General features: G+C 49.3%; 18 protein-coding genes. 1 reads left to right on the plus strand and 17 read right to left on the minus strand.

Going from position 1 to position 20980, the window contains the following annotated elements:
- Window positions 1–131 precede the first annotated feature (131 nt).
- Window positions 132–803 (plus strand): aspartyl/asparaginyl beta-hydroxylase domain-containing protein, encoded by a 672-nt coding sequence (locus tag AC1RBR_RS19000; protein ID WP_492566095.1) that lies wholly within the window; start codon window positions 132–134, stop codon window positions 801–803.
- A 196-nt stretch (window positions 804–999) separates the two neighbouring features.
- Here AC1RBR_RS19000 and AC1RBR_RS19005 read toward each other — a convergent pair whose 3' ends face one another.
- The 17 genes from AC1RBR_RS19005 to AC1RBR_RS19085 form a co-directional block, all read right to left on the minus strand.
- Entirely contained in the window at window positions 1000–1854 is an 855-nt protein-coding gene (locus AC1RBR_RS19005; protein WP_492566097.1) for a 3-hydroxyacyl-CoA dehydrogenase family protein, read from the minus strand.
- Window positions 1855–1869: 15 nt separating this feature from the next.
- Entirely contained in the window at window positions 1870–2526 is a 657-nt protein-coding gene (locus AC1RBR_RS19010; RefSeq protein WP_492566099.1) for an acetyltransferase, read from the minus strand.
- A 524-nt stretch (window positions 2527–3050) separates the two neighbouring features.
- The gene (locus tag AC1RBR_RS19015) at window positions 3051–4229 is read right to left on the minus strand and encodes a DegT/DnrJ/EryC1/StrS family aminotransferase (RefSeq protein ID WP_492566101.1); all 1179 of its coding nucleotides are present in this window, start codon (window positions 4227–4229) and stop codon (window positions 3051–3053) included.
- A 261-nt stretch (window positions 4230–4490) separates the two neighbouring features.
- Window positions 4491–5087 carry a sugar transferase gene (locus tag AC1RBR_RS19020; RefSeq protein ID WP_492566103.1) on the minus strand — a complete coding sequence of 199 codons (597 nt, stop codon included), beginning with the start codon at window positions 5085–5087 and terminating at the stop codon, window positions 4491–4493.
- A 49-nt stretch (window positions 5088–5136) separates the two neighbouring features.
- Window positions 5137–6357, minus strand: coding sequence for a glycosyltransferase family 4 protein (locus tag AC1RBR_RS19025; protein ID WP_492566105.1), 1221 nt, complete (start codon window positions 6355–6357; stop codon window positions 5137–5139).
- A gap of 5 nt (window positions 6358–6362) precedes the next feature.
- A complete protein-coding gene (wecB, locus tag AC1RBR_RS19030) occupies window positions 6363–7493 on the minus strand; it encodes a non-hydrolyzing UDP-N-acetylglucosamine 2-epimerase (protein WP_492566107.1) in 1131 nt (376 codons plus the stop codon).
- Window positions 7494–7520: 27 nt separating this feature from the next.
- A complete protein-coding gene (gene wbjC / locus AC1RBR_RS19035) occupies window positions 7521–8633 on the minus strand; it encodes a UDP-2-acetamido-2,6-beta-L-arabino-hexul-4-ose reductase (RefSeq protein WP_492566109.1) in 1113 nt (370 codons plus the stop codon).
- Window positions 8634–8636: 3 nt separating this feature from the next.
- Entirely contained in the window at window positions 8637–9671 is a 1035-nt protein-coding gene (locus AC1RBR_RS19040) for a polysaccharide biosynthesis protein (protein WP_492566110.1), read from the minus strand.
- A gap of 100 nt (window positions 9672–9771) precedes the next feature.
- Window positions 9772–10974, minus strand: a complete 1203-nt coding sequence (locus AC1RBR_RS19045) for a glycosyltransferase family 4 protein (protein ID WP_492566112.1) — start codon at window positions 10972–10974, stop codon at window positions 9772–9774.
- On the minus strand, window positions 10949–12202 hold the full coding sequence (locus tag AC1RBR_RS19050) for an MATE family efflux transporter (RefSeq protein ID WP_492566114.1): 1254 nt from the start codon (window positions 12200–12202) through the stop codon (window positions 10949–10951). Before AC1RBR_RS19050 ends, AC1RBR_RS19045 begins: the two co-directional genes overlap by 26 nt.
- Window positions 12199–13386, minus strand: a complete 1188-nt coding sequence (locus tag AC1RBR_RS19055) for an EpsG family protein (RefSeq protein WP_492566116.1) — start codon at window positions 13384–13386, stop codon at window positions 12199–12201. The genes AC1RBR_RS19050 and AC1RBR_RS19055 overlap by 4 nt, the downstream gene beginning before the upstream one ends.
- A 467-nt stretch (window positions 13387–13853) precedes the next feature.
- Window positions 13854–14903, minus strand: coding sequence for an LPS O-antigen chain length determinant protein WzzB (locus tag AC1RBR_RS19060; protein ID WP_492566117.1), 1050 nt, complete (start codon window positions 14901–14903; stop codon window positions 13854–13856).
- A 438-nt stretch (window positions 14904–15341) separates the two neighbouring features.
- Complete coding sequence (ihfB, locus tag AC1RBR_RS19065) at window positions 15342–15632, minus strand: integration host factor subunit beta (protein ID WP_492566119.1); 291 nt, start codon at window positions 15630–15632, stop codon at window positions 15342–15344.
- 152 nt (window positions 15633–15784) lie between these two features.
- Window positions 15785–16063 (minus strand): hypothetical protein, encoded by a 279-nt coding sequence (locus tag AC1RBR_RS19070; RefSeq protein WP_492566121.1) that lies wholly within the window; start codon window positions 16061–16063, stop codon window positions 15785–15787.
- A gap of 202 nt (window positions 16064–16265) precedes the next feature.
- Window positions 16266–17951 carry a 30S ribosomal protein S1 gene (rpsA, locus tag AC1RBR_RS19075; RefSeq protein ID WP_027612422.1) on the minus strand — a complete coding sequence of 562 codons (1686 nt, stop codon included), beginning with the start codon at window positions 17949–17951 and terminating at the stop codon, window positions 16266–16268.
- Between the two features lie 119 nt (window positions 17952–18070).
- Window positions 18071–18760: a (d)CMP kinase gene (gene cmk / locus AC1RBR_RS19080; protein WP_007963625.1), complete on the minus strand. Its 690-nt coding sequence runs from the start codon at window positions 18758–18760 to the stop codon at window positions 18071–18073.
- The gene (locus AC1RBR_RS19085) at window positions 18757–20964 is read right to left on the minus strand and encodes a bifunctional prephenate dehydrogenase/3-phosphoshikimate 1-carboxyvinyltransferase (protein WP_492566123.1); all 2208 of its coding nucleotides are present in this window, start codon (window positions 20962–20964) and stop codon (window positions 18757–18759) included. Before AC1RBR_RS19085 ends, cmk begins: the two co-directional genes overlap by 4 nt.
- Window positions 20965–20980 lie beyond the last annotated feature (16 nt).

Here is a 20980-nt window from a genome sequence, read left to right on the forward strand (position 1 = left end):
TACGTGTCCCTGGCAGGCTTTGCTCCGAGCCCCATGACAGAACCATTTACCTGCTCCCAGCGGTAAAAAATCAACCAGAATACCTCTGCTGGTAACCATTTTCGACCCGTAGAGAGCGCAAAGGAAAGAGCATGAACTCCGGAAGCTACCTATTAGCGAAAAACTTCTTCGGCGAAGAACGATTGTCAGAAATAAAGAAAATCGCTCAAGAGTTAGAGATCAACAAGTCAAACGTTCACGCGGAAGGAAAGTACGCTGGGATACAGTGGCATAAAATAGATCTGGACCCCAACGTTCATTCCTTTATGCGCGACATCTATGATTATCTAGGCGCAGATCAAAGTGGCGTATGTGTATTCTACTATCTATCGCCAGGAGCTATTTTGCATGCCCACCGGGATCTCACGGGTGCTTCGACAAATGCGAGAGTTCGATTTCATATTCCGGTTATAACTAACGACAAAATATTTTTCAATGTTTCGAAAAAGCGCGTGATCATGGCACCCGATGAGCTATGGGCATTAGACACTTCTTATCTGCATGAAGTAAGAAACGAGAGCGACCAGACGCGAGTACACATTGTTATTGAGTGCAACATCAACGAATCAGTAAAAGCAAAGCTGCCGCAAAAAAACATTCGAGGAAAACTGCACGATTTATACTTTCTCATGATATTGAGCATGAACCTGCTTAAATCCATTGCGATCAATATCTGGAAAGATCCAAAATATTTCATGGCACAGATGAGAATGTTGAAGAAATTCATCACCTGGCGTTTTCTTGGGAAGAAAAAAGTTGAGTAACCAAAAAGATCCGAACTTATAAAAAACCATATCCTTTATCAGCAGATAAAACTATCACCTATCAGAAAAAACACTCTCCAGAAATTAAATTATATCAACTAATTTCTGGAGAATTTTTAGACAGAGCAGCCGATAAAATATTCCCAACTACCCCGCCATCAGTACAGCGACTGAATACCGATTGTATATCTAATACTTAGTAGGCATAAAAACCAATACCGGTTTTCCTTCCAAGCCGATTAGCTCTAACCATTTTACGCAGCAACGGATGGGCTCGATATTTGGAATCCCCGGTCTCGTTGTGCAATGTTTCCATAATCGAAAGATTCACATCATTGCCAATCAAATCTGCCAGCGCCAGTGGTCCAATTGGATGATTGGCTCCCAACTTCATCGCTTTGTCGATTTCCTCAGCACTCGCCACGCCTTCAGCCAAAATACCAATGGCTTCATTAATCATGGGGATGAGCATTCTATTGACAATGAAGCCTGGGGCCTCATTGACCAATACTGGTTCCTTTCCTAGAACCTGAGCGAATTTACATGCCCAATCGGCTGTTTGACTTGAGGTCGATAGGCCAACAATCACTTCAACCAGCTTCATGACTGGAGCGGGATTGAAGAAATGCAAGCCGACTACATTTTCCGGATTTTTCGTAATGCTCGCCAACTCGGTGATCGACAACGAAGAGGTATTCGTTGCTATGACCGAACTAGGGGATGCATATTTTGCAATCTCTCGGAATACACCATGCTTGACAGACATATCCTCCGAAACGGCTTCCAGAACCAGATCACAACCCGCTACCTCCTCCATAGACAAAGCAATGGAAATTTTTTGAGAATAGCTTTCGGCACTGCCTGGCGAGAGCCGCTTTTTGGCTGTCATTCTTTCCCATTGGGAATTTAGATCGACAAGGGCAGAAGCGCAGCCTGATTCAGATCGACCAATCCACACCAATGAAGTAACCGAGTCCGACTGAGCGAGAATCTGGACAATTCCTTTACCCATCGTACCCGAGCCGATAACTGCGACTTTTATCTCGTTCATACAGCAAGAAAATCCTTAATTAGAACGCTTGCTCAAAGGCTTGGCAGGATTGCCAAACACGGTCGTATAGGGCACGACGCTCTTGGTAACAACAGACCCCATCCCCACAACAGCCCCTTCACCGATCACGATAGGCCTTTCCGGAGTGCCCTGTCGGATCATGGCTCCGGTTCCAATATAGGCATGATCCTCAATGACGACACTGCCGTTGCATTGAACATTTGGAGCGAACGTAACGTAATCACCAATCACACAATCATGTGCAATGTAGGAATAAATATTGGCATGGAAAAACTTACCGATCTTGGCGTTCGCCGTGACGGTAGTGAAAGGACAAAATACAGCACCGTCCGCGATAGTGTTATGACTCAAATTTACAGCATTAAATGCGACCACTGAAAAAGGTTTCACGCCAGATGCGATAAGACGCTCCGCGATTTCCTGCCTTACTTTGCTGTTTGCGATCGTGATATTGAAAAACTTTTCGCCCGTCATTTCGAGAAATTCGGCCGTTGCTACTACAGCGATTTCGTTGATTGTCTTGCCGGCATGATTGTCATCGACGAAAATCAAACTGAAATCATCTACATCGGACTGACGAAGCATTTCCCTTGCCAGAGGCACAACCTCGCGCCCGAAGCCGCCGGCACCAACGATTGCGTAAATTTTCATATTAAATCCTTTCAATTCCATACAGGCATTCGAGAGACGAAACGAGACGCTCGGCCGCTGCAAACTCAATAGGCGTAGGGGAATTCTACATACGAAACGGTTCGGTGTCAGGCTACAGCTTGAAGCACTTCCGCAGGGCTTGAGGTAGAGCGAGGGGTTTTCCAGGATCTCATGACAGAAGCCTCACCGGCGAAGCGAAATGCCGGTCTCTAAGCAAAATACCCGGCCACACCCTAAGCCCACGCGCGCCTTTCTACAGACGAGAACGGCTAGCTCACAAGTGAGCTTGTCTGATATGGCATTTAGCCACTCAATCCGGATTGAGCAGAAGAGCCTCGCGACTCTTCCGGGATTGCTTGCAACGGAACGAAAACCTCTCACCTTAAGTTCCTTTAAAGCCAACTTTCCTATAGATCGTGAAGTCAAGTACGAGGGTAAAAAATGAGCTTATAACTTAAGATGTTGCGGAGGGAGGCATCGACAATTCGATATTGAAGAGCCTCCACAGCAGCCAGCGCAGTGCCTCAGTCTTTAGTCGCTAACTGCATCACCGTTCTCAGCGCCTCGCAGGTCTTATCAATTTCAGACTGAGCGAGGGTAGGATGCACCAAAAACATCATACTGGTTTCACCCAACTCCTGTGCGGCAGGCAGCCTGGTCTCAGGTCGCCAATGGGTACCGTCGAAAGCCTTCTCAAGGTAAACCTCTGAACATGAGCCTGAATAGCAAGGTACTCCGAGGGCCGCAATCTCGTTGAGAATACGGTCGCGACTCCAGTCTGCCTTCAACAATTGCGGCTGAACGAACACATAGCATTTATAAGCTGCATGTGTGCAGTCAGCAGGAATAACCGGCACCCGCAATCCTTTCAATTCGCGAGCGCAGTTCCAGATACTTTCCGCGTAAGCAATTCTGCGAGCATGCCATTCAGGCATACGCCGCAGCTGGATTCGACCAATGGCTCCCTGTACTTCGAGCATGCGCCAATTGGTACCAAAGCTCTCATGCAACCAGCGGAAACCAGGTGCGTGCTCGCGCTCGTAGATGGCTTCCCAGCTTTTGCCGTGATCCTTATACGACCACATTGCCTGCCATAGTTCTCGATCATTGGTGGTGACCATCCCTCCCTCGCCACCAGTCGTCATGATCTTATCCTGGCAAAATGACCATGCACCCACATGACCAATGGAACCTACCGGGCGACCTTTATAAATGGCACCATGTGCCTGGGCACAATCTTCGATCACTTTAAGATCGTGAACCGCGGCAAGCGCCATGATCGGGTCCATATCACAGGGCCACCCTGCCAAATGGACACAGATAATTGCACGCGTACGGGGGGTCAAAACTGCGGCTATGGTCTCTGCCGTGATATTTTGAGTATCACGATCAATTTCGGCAAAAACAGGGGTTGCCCCAGCATTTACAATAGAGGAAACCGAAGCCAGGAAAGTACGCGGCGTAACGATGACTTCGTCTCCGGCGCCAATCCCCAAAGCAACCAAAGCGACATCGAGCGCGACGGTACCATTTGCCAAAGCGACGGAATATTCAGTGCCCGCCCACTCAGCAAACTCTTTTTCGAATTCGCGGCACTCTTGCCCGGTCCAATAGTTGACTTTATTGGAAAGCACGACGTTGCGAACGGCATCAGCCTCCTCATCAGTGAATGAAGGCCAAGGCGAAAATGGAGAATTCAACACGGTTTATACCTGCAATCCGTAATTAAAAAGAACAATTGAGTGCAAACGGCTGATCAATTGAAGGCTACCGAGATACAAAAGCTCGCCGCAGAGCAAACTATCCAGGCGCAAATCTTCTTGAGCTATGTTATCAGAGATCCAGCAATCCACTACGCATTGACCCTGCTCATGCAGCGCTTCCGCGCAAAACGCATGCCACCAATCGAGCAAATGCTTGACACCTTCCCCGGGAGCTCCCATGAGCGGTATTCAAGCTACCGCTCACTTCTTCGAACCAGTAAAGCGGGACATTGTCACTTCACCTTCCGCACTGATTCCATCCCGGACCAAGACCTTCTTGACGGTGAGGAAAATGATCTTGATGTCGAGCCAGAGTGACTGGTTATCGACGTACCATAAATCAAGCTTGAACTTTTCTTCCCAAGACAGAGCATTACGTCCGTTGACCTGAGCCCATCCGGTAACCCCTGGTCGCGCTTCGTGCCGGCGAATCTGCTCTTCATCGTAAAGCGGCAAGTACTCCATCAACAGGGGACGAGGTCCGACCAGACTCATATCCCCCTTGATGACATTCCACAACTCGGGCAATTCATCCACACTGCTGGAACGAAGGAATCTCCCAAAATCAGTCATCCGTTCAGAATCAGGCAGTTGCCTGCCGTCGCTATCCAAGGCGTCTCGCATGGTACGAAACTTCACCATTTCAAAAGGTTTTCCGTCAAGCCCAGGCCTTGTTTGACGAAAAAGTACCGGCCCCCCCAACCGTTTACGTATCAGATAAGCAACGATGAGGATGACAGGAGCCAACAAAATGAGTCCTACCGCTGCGGCGAAGATATCAAACAAGCGCTTAGCCATCACAATTCCTTGTAAACAAGTTTGGTTGTAAAAGTACGGCGTTTAAATATTATTTCGCCAGACGCTCGAAATGCCTACCAAAACGCTCGACGCCTACGCGCAAACTTAACTCAGTCTGATAATAAGCCTTGCCATTTTCGGCCATCTGATTGCGCTCCTCCGGGGACAGACTCATGATCGCCAGGACTGCATCGGCGAGCGCCTCGGGGTTATCCGACTCGCTGACAACACCACATCGCGCTTCTCGAACAAGATCCCCCGCGTCACCATCCACAGCCATCAAAATTGGTCGCCCTGCCGCCATATAGGCCTGAGTTTTCGAAGGAATGGTAATCTCGAAAAGCGGGTCTTTTTTCAAATGAACCAACAAGGCATCAGCATTGGATAAATATGCTCCGACCTCATGCATGGGAACAGCGGGTAAAAAAACGACATTTTCAAGGTTACGCGCCACAGCGAGCGCTTCCAACCTGGATACTTCTACTCCACCGCCAAGAAAGATAAGGACAACCGAGGCCGACTTCGCTCGAAGTAATTCTGCCGCCTCGATAACCGTATCCAGGGATTGCGCCTTTCCCATATTTCCGGCAAAAAGAACACGGAACCCTGCGGTCGCGGGGAAGTTTTTCGGCGGAGAAGAGGAGGTCGTACGAACAACATCTTCCGCACACCAGTTATAGATGACATCGATTTTATCTGAAGGTACCCCACGCTCGACCAGCAGCCGCTTGAAGCCAGGCGATAACACTACAATTTGGTCTACGCGTTTATAAACCCAATCGCAAACGCGAGAAACTATATTCAGAAGTTTATCATTCGAGAACATTCCCGTGGCCTTCAATGTATCTGGCCACATATCTTGGATATCGTAAACAACCGGTACTCGCCGAAATAACCGTACGAGTGCAGCTGCAATCCCCACAGTCAGGGGAGGATGATAGGCGTAAATGACATCCGGTTTTTTTGCACGCAACAGGCTATATGCCAACACACTAGCAGCAAAGCTTGCATAGTTAAGCAACCGTCCGACCCCACTTTGCCCATGACTTGGATAAAGCGGTACGCGCGTGACAGTTACTCCGTCGATGACTTCGCGCTGGAGCGCCTTAATCTTGTATCCCGGATAAATTTTTCCACCTGGATAGTTTGGGAAACCAGTGACGACTTCGACGTCGAACCCCTGCGCAATCAATTCGCGTACAAACACCAGACCTTTGAAGGTAGGCTCGGGATCAAACCATTGTGTTAGCACTAAAACACGGATAGCCATTCGCCTTAGTACCTTCTCCAAACAGTGCGCATAACATAGTCGCGATAGCTATGGATAATTCGCACAACCTTTTCAGACACATTGGGCATGCTGTAATCCGCAACCAGGCGCAGGCTACGCAGATCACCGCGAGCCTGACTTTCAATTAACTGCAACCCCTGAAGAACTCTATCCACCTCTAAGCCCACCATCATTACGGCAGCCTCTTCCATACCCTCAGGACGCTCATGCGCCTCACGAATATTCAACGCCGGGAAGTTAAGGATAGACGACTCTTCATTGATGGTCCCGCTGTCAGATAGAACCGCTTTAGACTCCAACTGCAACTTATTATAATCTTTGAAACCAAGCGGTTTAAGCAAACGAACATTAGGGTGAAATGTAATGCCTAACGCATCCACACGCTTCTGTGTGCGCGGATGCGTTGAAACAATCACTGGCAGATCATATCTTTCTGCAACAGAGTTTAAAACATCAACCAGTTTAAGAAAATTCTTGTCTGAGTCGATATTTTCTTCCCTGTGAGCGCTAACGACAAAGAACTGCCCAGCATTCACACCGAGTCGGTTCAACACTTCCGATTGTTCAATACCTTCTCGATAGTAGGTCAACACCTCAAACATCGGGCTGCCCGTTTTAATTACCATGTCAGGCGCCAGTCCTTCACGCAACAAGTAATCTCGGGCAATTGTGCTGTAAGTAAGGTTGATATCGGCCGTATGATCAACGATGCGACGATTTATTTCCTCAGGAACCCGCATGTCGAAACAACGATTTCCGGCCTCCATATGGAAACATGGAATCTTGCGTCGTTTCGCAGGAATGACAGCCATACAACTATTGGTATCGCCCAGAACCAGCAGCGCCTCGGGCATTACCTCCCCTAGCACTCGATCAACCGAAATGATCACATTGCCAATGGTTTCCGCACCCGTGGCACCTGCGGCATTCAAGAAATGATCCGGTTTGCGGATGCCGAGATCCTGAAAGAATATTTCGTTCAACTCATAATCATAATTCTGACCAGTGTGAACCAGAATATGATCACAATGATCGTCAAGTGCCGCAATAACACGTGACAAACGGATGATTTCGGGGCGCGTACCAACGACGGTAACGACTTTCAGCTTTTTCATCACAATTCTCTTTCTGATGGATCAGTGTCACTGCGCTAGCGGCAAGGCAAAAGTATCGGGATTCTCTCGATCAAAAATTTCATTAGCCCAAAGCATAACAATCATTTCATCTTCGCCGACGTTAGTGATGTCATGTGTCCATCCCGGAACTGTCTCAACGATTCTAGGATGCTCGCCAGTCGTTTGAAGCTCGTAAAATTCACCTGTCGCAATTTGACGAAATTTAAAACTCGCAGTGCCCTTGATTACCAGAAACTTTTCGGTCTTAGAGTGATGATAGTGCCCACCCCGCGTAATCCCTGGATGGGCCGTGAAATAAGAAAACTGCCCCGAGTCGCGAGTTTTCAACATTTCAACAAATACACCTCGCGGATCCCCATACTTAGGGACCTCATAATCAAAGGCCTCGGGACGCAAGTAACTCAAATATGTTGAATAAAGAGCTCTTGTCAACCCCAGCCCAACAGCCTCAGTGGTCAATGTTTCACGGCTGTCACGAAAAGCTGTTAACTGTTTTGCCAAACCGCCCACGGTAATGGAATAAACAGGCTCAACTTTCGGAAAATTAGACGCTGGCGCAACGCCATCCATGATATTAATAAAATGGCGTACAACATCATCGATATACACCAACGATATTTGCGCGTTTTCATCGTTAATCTGGATCGGCAGATTGTTAGCAATATTATGACAAAAGGTCGCAACAGCCGAGTTGTAATTTGGCCTCGCCCATTTTCCAAAGACATTTGGAAGTCGAAAGACATGGACATCAGCCGTATTATTTTCGGCCAAATCAATCAGGGCATTCTCTGCCGCCAGCTTGCTCTTCCCATACGGATTATCGAGGTCAGCCTGGATTGAGGAGGTATAAATGATCGTGAGCTTACGCCCGTTGCTCACGACCGCTTCACACAGCGCTTTTGTCAAACCGCTATTACCGCTCTCGAATTCAGCTGGATCTTCTGGTCGATTGACCCCGGCCAAATGAAAAATGCAATCTACTTCAGCCGCGCGTTCTCCCAATAACGAGGTATCCTCACCTCGCTCGAAGGTCAGCACCTCGATGTCTTTGCGCTCGCGCAAATGAACTACAAGGTTCTTGCCAACAAAGCCGTTAGCTCCGGTGATCAATACCTTCATCGGTCATTCCTCTGGAGTAACGTGTTCGCCACGCTGGATGGCCTTCATGAATTCAAGTTTAAGCAATAGCTTTTGCATACCAGCAACGTCCAGACGCTCTGTATTGTGCGAGTTATAATCTTCCATGTGAGAGATTTTCTCCTCACCCTGCTCAACAAACTTGCTGTAGTTCAGGTCGCGGAGATCAGGTGGAACACGGTAGTAATCTCCCATATCCTCAGCACAAGCCATCTCCTCACGACTTAGCAGAGCTTCGAACAGTTTTTCACCATGACGCGTGCCAATGACATTGATCGGATGGTCTGGCTTGCCTACCATATGAGTCAATGCTTGTGCTAGAACTTCCACCGTTGCAGCCGGTGCTTTTTGTACAAACAAATCACCGTTATTTCCGTGCTCGAATGCGTAAAGAACAAGCTCAACAGCATCCGCCAACGTCATCATGAAACGAGTCATGTTTGGATCAGTGATGGATAGCGGCTTACCGGCGCGAATCTGCTCGATAAAGAGTGGAATAACCGAGCCACGAGAAGCCATGACGTTACCGTAGCGAGTGCCACAGATCACAGTTTTTGTGTCATCTACGTTGCGCGACTTAGCAACCATAACCTTTTCCATCATTGCCTTCGAAATACCCATGGCGTTGATAGGATAGACGGCCTTGTCAGTGCTCAGACACACGACGCGCTGGACGCCATTCTGGATTGCGGCCTCCAGAACATTATCGGTGCCAACAACGTTGGTTTTCACTGCTTCCATAGGATGAAATTCACACGATGGAACCTGCTTCAGCGCCGCTGCGTGAAAGATGTAATCAACACCACGCGAAGCGTTCAAAACACTTTGATAATCGCGAACATCGCCAATATAGAATTTCAACTTGGGGCTCAGATAACGCTTGCGCATATCGTCTTGCTTTTTCTCATCGCGACTATATATGCGAATTTCCGCTATATCAGTATCCAGAAATTTCTTGAGAACCGCATTACCAAACGATCCAGTGCCGCCAGTAATCATCAGTGTTTTATTCTTAAACATATTTCACTCCAAACTAAAACCAATATAATCTGCGATTCTAAAATTTTTCTGAACGGCGCTGGGATTCGTCGCTCCATGACCCGCTATTTTACCAACAAATTCACATTTGACTACCCGTCAAATGGCGAGTCACTTCACTAACCTTAAGGTGTTCAGCATACCAATCCTGCCCAGCCCTACCAAACTCAAAGAGGTCAGCCCTGGGGAGCGCATATGCTTTCTCAAAATTCATAGATAATTTCGAATGAAATCTTGGCGAAGCGCTCCATCCAGCCTTGATCTCATCCTCTAGAATTTCGCCGAAATCTGTCGCATCCTCCACATAAGCGAGTACCGGAACCGCCGCCCTAAAATAATCAATAGCTTTGGAAGGAAATGTAGGCACCGTTACATGCCCGGAGTTGAAAACAAACCCCAAGTCTGCCCCTTTCAAAAACTCCATGTATTCTTCTCTCGGCTTAAATCCCTTGTAGATCACTATGTCCGACACACCGGAGCTATCCAGATCCCCAAGTATCGCTTCTCTTTCGGGGCCATCGCCAAATATGTAAAAGAGTGCATCGATGTTTTTTTCTTTGGAGAAAACGGCCAGCTCAACGAGTTTGTCAATACCTCGCCCTTTAATCAACTGTCCACCGAAGACACATACCAGTTGATCCCCCACTCCCTCTTTCTGCCGCGCAGCCAAATAAGCAGTTTGGTCTCGGACGAAAAACTCGTTAGGCCCCCATAGATAGAGAACCTCTGCCTGAGTGCCCGGCTTGAGGTCATAATTATCAACAAAGAATTCCAGGTTTTTTGGGGACATCAAACCTATTCGTTGATAATCGTTACACGCACGCGTCTCTATTCCTTTGAGGATCCCTCCTCCTAGTGAAGGAATCAATCCCAACTGAGAATGATAAATAGGAAAGAAATCCCATAGAATCAAATAAGAAGCGTCAACTCTCTTTTTGACAGATTTAAATATCGGGTGCATTACCATGGCAGGCGAAAAATTAACAACCAGATCATATTTTTCTTGAGTAAGATATTTTCTGACCGAGAAGAAATGCATATAGGATGCTAAAAGCCACTTCAGCACTTTGCCAATCTTACCTTTTAGGCCTGAAAAGCTCATGGGAAGAACGTGGACCTTCACCGAGTTACGCTCAACAAAAAAATACTTTTTATGCTGACCATGCCAATCCAGAAACAGGACCTCAACATGGTGTTGCTTGGCAAGCTCCTCAGCTAGACTATCCGTCAGCCAGGAATGCCCCTTTTGCAATGGATAGTTATTGCACAGCAGGAGTATTTTCAACTTCGCGCCCTCTAAAATACCGAATAACAAAAATACACATTATCAATGCACACAAAACATAGGAACTTACATAAGAGTAGCCGACGCTTTCAACTTTCCCGCCGGCTTGTAAAAGATGGTATGCAATAAGAAAAAGCACTCCCTGTGCTACTTCAAATAATAATGCTGGACCATACCGCCCAACTGAAATCAGTGTAAACGAGCAAAACAGGGCAACCCCTCGAAAATAATCGCCCAACAAATAATATGAAAAGTATTGCCGCGCAGACTCATAACCTGATCCAAATAATAGCGAAACAATCAGATCACGCATAAAATACACTGCCACTGCAACACCGACGTACCCAACCGACAGCAGAAGCAGTTTTTTTTGCCATTCCAAAAATTTGAGGTTGGACAAGTGCTTGGAAAAATATGGCAGTAGTATTGACGTACAGAACAAACCATAAAATTGCTGCATGGTATCGGAAAATTTGACAGCCACCTGCCAGTTACTTAGTTCCACCACGCCAAAGTGCTGCAGGAACTGATTACGTACCAAAATACCTATGAACGGCAAGGACACCAAACCAGCATAAACAATCAAACAGTATTTGAAGACCACTGAAATTTTGCTTTCCTGGAATAGCGCTGTGAAATCAATACGAATTCGTTCTGAAAACGCTTTTAACATAAATAGTGCAGGTAATACGTAAGACAGAGGCATAACCCAATAGATGTACTCTATTTGCCTCAGCTTTAAAGCTCCTAACACGAGGGCGAGATAAATCAACGACCCTACTATGTTCGAAAACGCAAAAAGCTTTAACTTCTTTTGGGCTAACGCAAGAGCAACTAAACATCCGTATATATTGGACACGAAAAACAATATTAGACAATACGGGGTGAACCACCACTGCAGGGGGCGAAAAAAAATGTAGGTTTCCAGCAGACCTCTGAAACCAAACATTACAATAGCCAGCAGTATCAAACAAAGAAAACCATATGAAAAAACTATGGAAATTTCTTTTTCCGAAATAATGATACTATCTGACTGTGAGAGCTTGTTGACTAGATAGTTTGAAGCTCCGCCCAGCGAAAGTCCGAATACGATCGCCAAGAAAGCCATATATTGGGTGATGTAACCAAACCCATCTCCCCCTAACCCACTGGCCAGCGCCCTAAGTACGACCAGCGCACAGAGCATTTTTACACCGAAGGAAAAGCCTACATAGAAGAAACCTTTCACTGGCTACCACCCAGCCACTGGGCATCAAATTCCTTGTAATATTTCAGCGTACGTTCTTCGCCGTCGTTGGCCTGACCGCCAAGCCATCTTTCACACATATTGTAATATGGAGCGTATGGATAGAATAATGAACCAGTAACTTCATGAATTAAAATCATAAAGCTCACTAAAAGAAAGCCCACGCCATAAACAAGTCGGTTCCCTGCATTCATTTTCGAAAGCACAGAAAAAAACAAATAAAAAATCGGCATCAGCGCAAAATATTTAATTCGATCATGAAATACCGGATACTTCCAAAAAAGCAGCAGCGCAGACACATACAGAAAACCCAGATTCAGCAATATTTTTTCGACCTTATCACTATCAACCTTAAAGGATAAAAAACATAACAAGCCAACTATGAGAACCTTATATAACAATTCCCCTGCACCGCGCTGGTAAGTTTCTCCCAGCGTGAGATATATATCCAGTTTCGCACTTACGAAGGATGGCATCATTCCAGAAACAGCGCGGACAACACCACCGGCAAAATCAAACCCTGCCAAATACAAAAGAGAAAGTGCAATCATCAAACTTATCATCAAACTTTTGGGCAAAGGTTTTTTTGCCAACCACATTGCAAATCCGATAATAATCGCAAACGTATGAAAAAATGCCGCAAACAAAACAAGAAAATAAAATTTCTTGTTATTTTCCTTTAACATACTTATTAGCGCTAGCGACAAGAAGGCTAGAGCTACAGACATTCTCAACACCCCCATCTGCAGCACTAAAAACAACCAGCAGTAATATACAAGCAAACCCGTAATAGCGCCCTTTGCCAAGAAATTATTTAGCCTAACAAAGGCATAACAATTAAAAATCCCAATAATTAACTGCACCCCCCAGAAGCTAAATCCAAGCGCAGACAAAAAATAGAGAAAAATTGAAAACCCTAACTCTGAACCGTTGTCTTTCCCAAAATCAATCGCAGCGAGCAAAGTACCGCTTTCAGATACACCCTTATATATATTTTTATAAACGAACCAATCGTAACCAGTATCATCCCGAAGGCCCGCGACAACACCAAAAAAAATAACAGCTAAGAGTACGGAGAGTCCGACTGCTTTGACACGGGATACATGAACCAATTCCAAAAGGTAGAAAGGCACCAATATCAGAGCCAACAATATATAAAAAATCACGAACACTCCCCAACATCACTGTTCTTGAGTTATCAATTCAATCTTTGATTAAGCTGCCCGCCCAGCAGATAAAGCGAGGAAGTCTTCCATTCGTGAGCGGGATAACCAGGATACGGAACCTGATGTTTGCTCGGCGCGATGACCAATACAGTTTTCTTCACGCTCGACCGCCTTGTCGCCAAAAAAATTCGGAATCCAAGCATTATCGCATTTCTGCGTGCGCTTCACGACTCCAAGCTGGAATTTTGGATATTATGCAGCGTGAGAAGGGTACGACAGGAGGCGAGCCTCGAGATAACCGAACAATCTCAGGTTCGCTTCAGGATGAAACGGCCATAGATATGGTCAATTTCGATGATAACCTTGAAAATTCGTGCCATGAATTCAGTCGTGATATCAAGGTGATGGCACGGAACCGCCTGAACGACGATCTCCGTGCTTTGTGTGAAACTCAAAAAGCCTACAATTCAAAGGCTATTAAAATCCAGCTTTCTGATGAAGCTACGCGTAAATGCGATCATAAAACCCGTCAATAGCCCACCAACGAATCCTAGAAAAATGATAAAAGTTTTTTTGGGCTTGATAGGGGAGTCTGGCTGATCAACCATTCCGTCCTGCCTATAAGTAGAAACCTTATAATCTCCCGCTTCAATTCCCATGTAGTAACTGTGATCAGCCTGCAACCCCCGCAATCCTTCGATAAACGGATCGTTAGACTGACGCCCTTCAAGATTTTTCAACTCTGCCTCAAGCGCCTTGCTACCACGCATATAGGCAAACTCACCTGACATGTTGCCAGCAAGTTCAGAAGACTTTTCACCCGTGAATACTACTGAATTCTCAAGACCACTAGCTTTTGCAACGGCAAGCGCTTCTCTAAGACGGCTGATAGAGTCCTCACGCACTTTCTTAGCAGACACTCGAAGAGAGTCGATTTGTAACTCAGTATTTCTAGCTAAAACTGAAGCTTCTTTTTTAACACTGTTGACAACTTCCGCCTCGGCTCGTTGCCCAGCATACTCAACATATTTAGTTACCCAGGCTGTGACCTTCTCCGGATCCACCCCCTGAATAGCAACTGACCAGCGCCCATTAGGTTCTTTGTCTACAGGACCAATGATTACGCCCTTGGAAAATTCGTCATATAAAGCTCCTGTCGCAGGCGCATCACCAGGATGATTTAAACTAGGAAAATAATCTTTTTGAAAGAAATACTGACGCAGATCCTCAGACTGGAGATTTTTTATAAACACCTTATAGACACTATCAACTGTAAGCGGTGCAAGTTCGGATTTTTTGTTTCGGCCATAATTCAAGTTAGCTATATTTTCAACTGACGGAGACAAGACGTAGTACCTTGCCTCATAAACAGGAGTGGAGAGATATGCGTAAAGAGCGGACAAAAATACAAAAACCGAGACAACAATGACAATCAGCCACTTTTGCTGCCAAAGATCCTTTAAGAGTTCCAGCAAATTCAAATCACTTGAGGATTCGGCAACACCATTTTTATACATATACTCTATCGCCCTTCGTTTTTCTATTTTTGAATAGGTATGCAACTTTTTACTTCGGCATTTTAAATTTATTTTCCCATCATCAGTCGAGGCCCGAAGCTGTAATGTGATACGCGGCGGCAGAATATCATAACAAAGCAAGGCTATGCGTCTGAAACGAGACAGCCTCTACCGCTTAACCGACACGGGGCTTTATTGACTTCCGCCTTTTCTTGAACAGCAAACCTATCAAAGGCCCCGTAACCCAACCAATCAGTAAGGCGAGCACGATATAGAGAGCTATCGGTAACGGAGGAGATAACCAACCTAAAAATAGCAATGCGTGTGGCTGATTATTCTCCAGCATGAATATCAAGATCGCCACAGATAAAACCAATAGCAATACGGAGAGCGCTATACGATTAATACTACCCATTACAAGCCCTCCGCCGCTCGCACTTACAATTCCTCATCTTCATTCACTCGATCCCGTAGCTCCTTGCCCGGCTTGAAATGCGGAACAAATTTACCGTCCAGACTGACTGACTGGCCAGTCTTCGGATTGCGACCGACACGCGGGGCACGATAGTGCAGAGAAAAGCTGCCAAACCCACGGATCTCGATGCGATCACCGGTGGCCAGGCATTGGGACATTTGTTCAAGCATGGTCTTGATGGCCAACTCCACATCCTTTGATGAGAGTAGCCCTTGATGGGTGACAATTCGTTCGATCAACTCCGACTTCGTCATATTTTTCCCTTCTTTTTCAAGCAGCTAGATCAGCGCTTGAAAGGTTTTAGCACGCCCGGAAGATTTTGAACAGCCCAGGGATTGACATATCTTCCTTGGCGCCGAAACGCCTGTTTTCAGTGCACAAAAGCACAAACCGAAGCAGTACACACTCAACGGCACATGACCAGCATGGTTCGAGTGACGTAGCCTGCGGGATTGAAGCCGAACGGATATTCATCTTCATCCTTGGCCTGATCAGATCGGGTGATTACCCTGTAACCCGCGCCCTTGCACTCCTTCGTTGCGCGCTTTTGGCATTTCTCCCACCCCGAACCCAGACCAGAGCAGTCGATCTCGATACCGCTGACGCCACGCACGGCATGCGTCTTGGCACTTGTGGTGCAGCCAGCCAATACCAACACCGCAATCAATACAATAAATCTGTTCATCCACTTCCTTATGCCAGGCTACGCCCGACTACTGCACGACTAATACCCAGCTTAGTCGCGAATAGGCGATTGATCCGATTAAAGAAACAGACAACCCGCTGAAGGGATTGGTTTCACCAAACTCCACCCCCAACCGTACCGCACAAATCGCAGGTACAAAAAAGGGCGACCGAAGTCGCCCTTTTTCATGATCAAGCAGAACTTAGTTCTGTTTGGCCATTGCTTGACGCAGCAGTGCCGCCATAGTGGTGTCAGCTGCTTCGCCTTCCGGAGCTGCTTTCAGGCTCTGGATGGCTTCTTTCTCTTCAGCATCGTCTTTCGACTTGATCGAGAGCTGGATTACGCGGCTCTTGCGGTCAACGCTGATGATCTTGGCTTCAACTTCCTGGCCTTCTTTCAGAACGTTGCGCGCGTCTTCAACGCGGTCACGGCTGATTTCGGAGGCTTTCAGGGTTGCTTCGATGTCGTCGGCCAGAACGATGATGGCGCCTTTGGCGTCAACTTCTTTCACGGTACCGGTCACGATAGCGCCCTTGTCGTTAACCGAGACGTACTCGGAGAACGGATCGCTTTCCAGTTGCTTGATGCCCAGGGAGATGCGCTCGCGCTCTGGGTCAACCGACAGGATGACGGTGTCCAGCTCGTCGCCCTTCTTGAAACGACGTACGGCTTCTTCGCCCACTTCGTTCCAGGAGATGTCGGACAGGTGAACCAGACCGTCGATGCCGCCGTCCAGACCAATGAAGATACCGAAATCGGTGATCGACTTGATGGTGCCGGAGATCTTGTCGCCCTTGTTGAACTGGCCAGAGAAGTCTTCCCATGGGTTCGACTTGCACTGCTTGATGCCCAGGGAGATACGACGACGCTCTTCGTCGATGTCCAGAACCATGACTTCCACTTCGTCGCCGACTTGTACGACTTTCGAAGGGTGGATGTTCTTGTTGGTCCAGTCCATTTCCGAAACGTGTACCAGACCTTCAACGCCTTCTTCCAGCTCAGCGAAGCAGCCGTAGTCGGTCAGGTTGGTTACACGAGCGGTAACGCGAGTGCCTTCTGGGTAACGGGCTTTGATAGCAACCCATGGATCTTCGCCCAGTTGCTTCAGGCCCAGGGAAACACGGTTGCGTTCGCGATCGTATTTCAGAACCTTGACGTCGATTTCGTCACCAACGTTGACGATTTCGGAAGGATGCTTGATACGCTTCCACGCCATGTCGGTGATGTGCAGCAGGCCGTCCACGCCACCCAGATCGACGAATGCGCCGTAATCGGTGAGGTTTTTGACGATACCTTTGACTTGCTGGCCTTCCTGCAGGGATTCCAGCAGAGCTTCACGCTCGGCGGAGTTCTCGGCTTCCAGGACGCTGCGACGGGAAACGACAACGTTGTTGCGCTTCTGGTCCAGCTTGATGACCTTGAATTCCAGCTCTTTGCCTTCCAGGTGCGTGGTGTCGCGCACTGGACGGACGTCAACCAGGGAACCTGGCAGGAACGCACGGATGCCGTTAACGTCGACAGTGAAGCCGCCTTTAACCTTACCGTTGATAACGCCCTTGACCACTTCCTCAGCTGCGAAGGCTGCTTCCAGAACGATCCAGCATTCAGCGCGCTTGGCTTTTTCACGGGACAGCTTGGTTTCACCGAAACCGTCTTCAACCGAATCCAGAGCAACGTGAACTTCGTCACCGACATTGATAGTCAGGTCACCAGCATCGTTGTAGAACTGTTCCAGCGGGATGAGTGCTTCAGACTTCAGGCCAGCGTGAACGGTTACCCAGCGAGCCTGGTAATCGATATCAACGATAACACCGGTGATGATGGAGCCTGCCTGAAGGTTCAGGGTCTTTAGGCTTTCTTCAAAGAGTTCCGCAAAGCTTTCGCTCATTTTAATTCCTGTAGATGAGGGCGAAGAATACGCCCATCTCCACACCCCAGACGGTGTGGGTTAGTTTCATTTAAAAGAAGCACTGCAGGACTATGACTGGTCCCCTGCGGCCTTCTTGGTCACCCGGCGATATCGCGAATGGCGATCTCGCTCATGATGCGTTCAAGCACCTGATCGATGGACAACTCCGTGGAATCCAGCTGGATCGCATCAGCCGCCGGCTTGAGCGGGGCTACTGCGCGCTGGGTATCACGCTCGTCGCGTGCACGGATCTCATCTAGCAGACTCGACAGACTAACATCCTCGCCTTTGCCCTTCAACTGCAAATATCGGCGGCGCGCCCGTTCCTCGGCGCTGGCGGTCAGGAAGATCTTCAATGGCGCATCAGGAAAAACCACCGTGCCCATGTCGCGACCATCAGCCACCAAGCCCGGCGCTTCCTGAAAAGCACGCTGGCGCTGCAGCAGCGCCTCGCGCACGGCCGGCAACGCAGCCACTTGGGACGCGCCGGCACCGACGCTTTCAGTACGGATAACATCGCTGACTTCATCACCCTCAAGGATTATGCGCTGCAGCTGACCTTCGGTCGCCGCGATGAATTGCACATCCAGATGAGCGGCCAGTTTCTTCAGCAACTCTTCATTGGTCAGGTCGACACCATGGTTGTGCGCAGCAAACGCCAGCAGGCGATACAGCGCACCGGAATCCAGCAGGTTCCAGCCCAGACGCTTGGCCAGAATACCGGCGACCGTGCCCTTGCCCGAACCGCTAGGCCCATCGATGGTGATGACCGGTGCAATGTTTTTCACGACTGAGCCTCTTGAGCCACACGAATGCCGACCTGCGCGCACAACGCGAGGAAGTTCGGGAACGACGTCGCGACGTTGGCGCAATCATGGATGCGGATCGGTGCAGTGGCGCGCAGCGAAGCCACGCTGAAAGCCATGGCGATACGGTGATCACCGTGACCATGCACTTCGCCGCCACCGATCTGGCCGCCATCGATGATAATGCCGTCCGCGGTCGGCTGGCATTTGACGCCCAGCGCCAGCAGGCCGTCCGCCATCACCTGAATGCGATCCGACTCCTTGACGCGCAGTTCTTCAGCACCGGTCAACACGGTGCGACCTTCGGCACAGGCCGCCGCCACGAACAGCACCGGGAATTCGTCGATGGCCAGTGGCACCAACGCTTCCGGAATCTCGATACCCTTGAGTTTAGCAGCGCGCACGCGCAGGTCAGCCACTGGCTCGCCGCCAACTTCACGCTGGTTTTCCAGAGTAATGTCCGCGCCCATCAGACGCAGTATATCGATAACGCCGGTACGGGTCGGGTTGATGCCAACGTGCTCCAGCACCAGCTCGGAACCTTCGGCGATCGACGCCGCCACCAGGAAGAACGCCGACGACGAGATGTCGCCCGGCACTTCGATGTGGGTAGCGGTCAGCTTGCCGCCGGAGTCGACCGACGCGGTGGCGCCATCGACGCTTACCGGGTAGCCAAAACCGCGCAGCATGCGCTCGGTATGGTCACGGGTCGGGGCCGGCTCGGTAACGGTGGTCTTGCCTTCCGCGTACAGACCCGCCAGCAGCAGGCAGGACTTCACCTGCGCACTGGCCATCGGCATGGTGTAGGTCAGACCCTTGAGCTTGTGCCCGCCACGAATGGTCATCGGCGGACGACCTTCGGCAGCGGTTTCGATCACGGCGCCCATTTCACGCAGTGGATTGGCCACGCGATTCATCGGACGCTTGGACAGCGACGCATCGCCGGTCAGGGTGCTGTCGAAGTTCTGCGCCGCCAGCAGGCCGGACAGCAGACGCATTGAGGTGCCGGAGTTGCCCAGATAGATCGGACCCGGCGCAGGCTTCAGACCGTGCAGGCCGACGCCGTGAATGGTCACACGACCGTGGTGCGGGCCTTCGATGACCACGCCCATGTCGCGAAATGCCTGCAAGGTCGCCAGGGCATCTTCGCCCTCGAGGAAACCTTCAACCTCGGTCACGCCTTCGGCCAGCGAGCCGAGCATGATCGAACGGTGGGAAATCGATTTGTCACCCGGTACGCGAATCCGACCGGACAGGCGGCCACCAGGTTGAGCCAGGAAAATCAGATCGTTGGAATTCATAGCGTCCACATAGGCCCTGCGGGCCAGGATTTTACTGAAATGCTCGCGGGCAACCCGGGCGCGCGTGAAGACGCCCAACAATTGGTGCCCATCCCCTGCATCGACCGCGTCGCGCAAGGCGTCGAGGTCGCTGCGAAATGTATCGAGTGTGCGCAGGACAGCCTCGCGGTTGGCGAGAAAGATGTCGTGCCACATCACCGGGTCGCTTCCGGCGATTCTTGTGAAATCGCGGAAACCGCCCGCAGCGTAACGGAAGATCTCAAGGTTTTCATTGCGTTTGGCCAACGAGTCAACCAGACCGAAGGCCAGCAGGTGCGGCAGATGACTGGTCGCGGCCAGCACTTCATCGTGGCGCTCGACCTGCATGTGCTCGACGTCGGCACCCAGTTCGCGCCACAAGCGATCGACCACCGCCAGCGCGGCCGGGTCGGTTTGCTCGAGCGGCGTCAGGATCACCTTGTGCCGACGGAACAGCTCGGCATTCGAGGCTTCCACCCCACTCTGCTCGGAACCCGCAATCGGATGGCCCGGGACGAAACGCGCCGGCATGCCGCCGAACGCCTCGGTCGCCGCACGCACCACATTGCCTTTGGCGCTGCCGACATCGGTCAGAATCGCCTGGCCCAGATCAACACTCGCCAGACGCGCGAGCACCTTCTCCATAGCAAGAATCGGCACTGCCAGTTGAATCACGTCGGCGCCCTGACACGCAGCGATCAGGTCATCTTCACAACGATCCACCACACCCAATTCGACCGCCAGCTTGCGCGATTGCGCGTCGAGATCGACCCCGACCACTTCGCGGCAGATACCGCTTTCACGCAAGCCTTTGGCAAACGAACCACCGATCAATCCCAGACCGACCACCACAAGGCGACCGATCATAGGCGCAGCAGATTGC

This window comes from Pseudomonas sp. GW823-FHT01D03 (assembly GCF_058798255.1).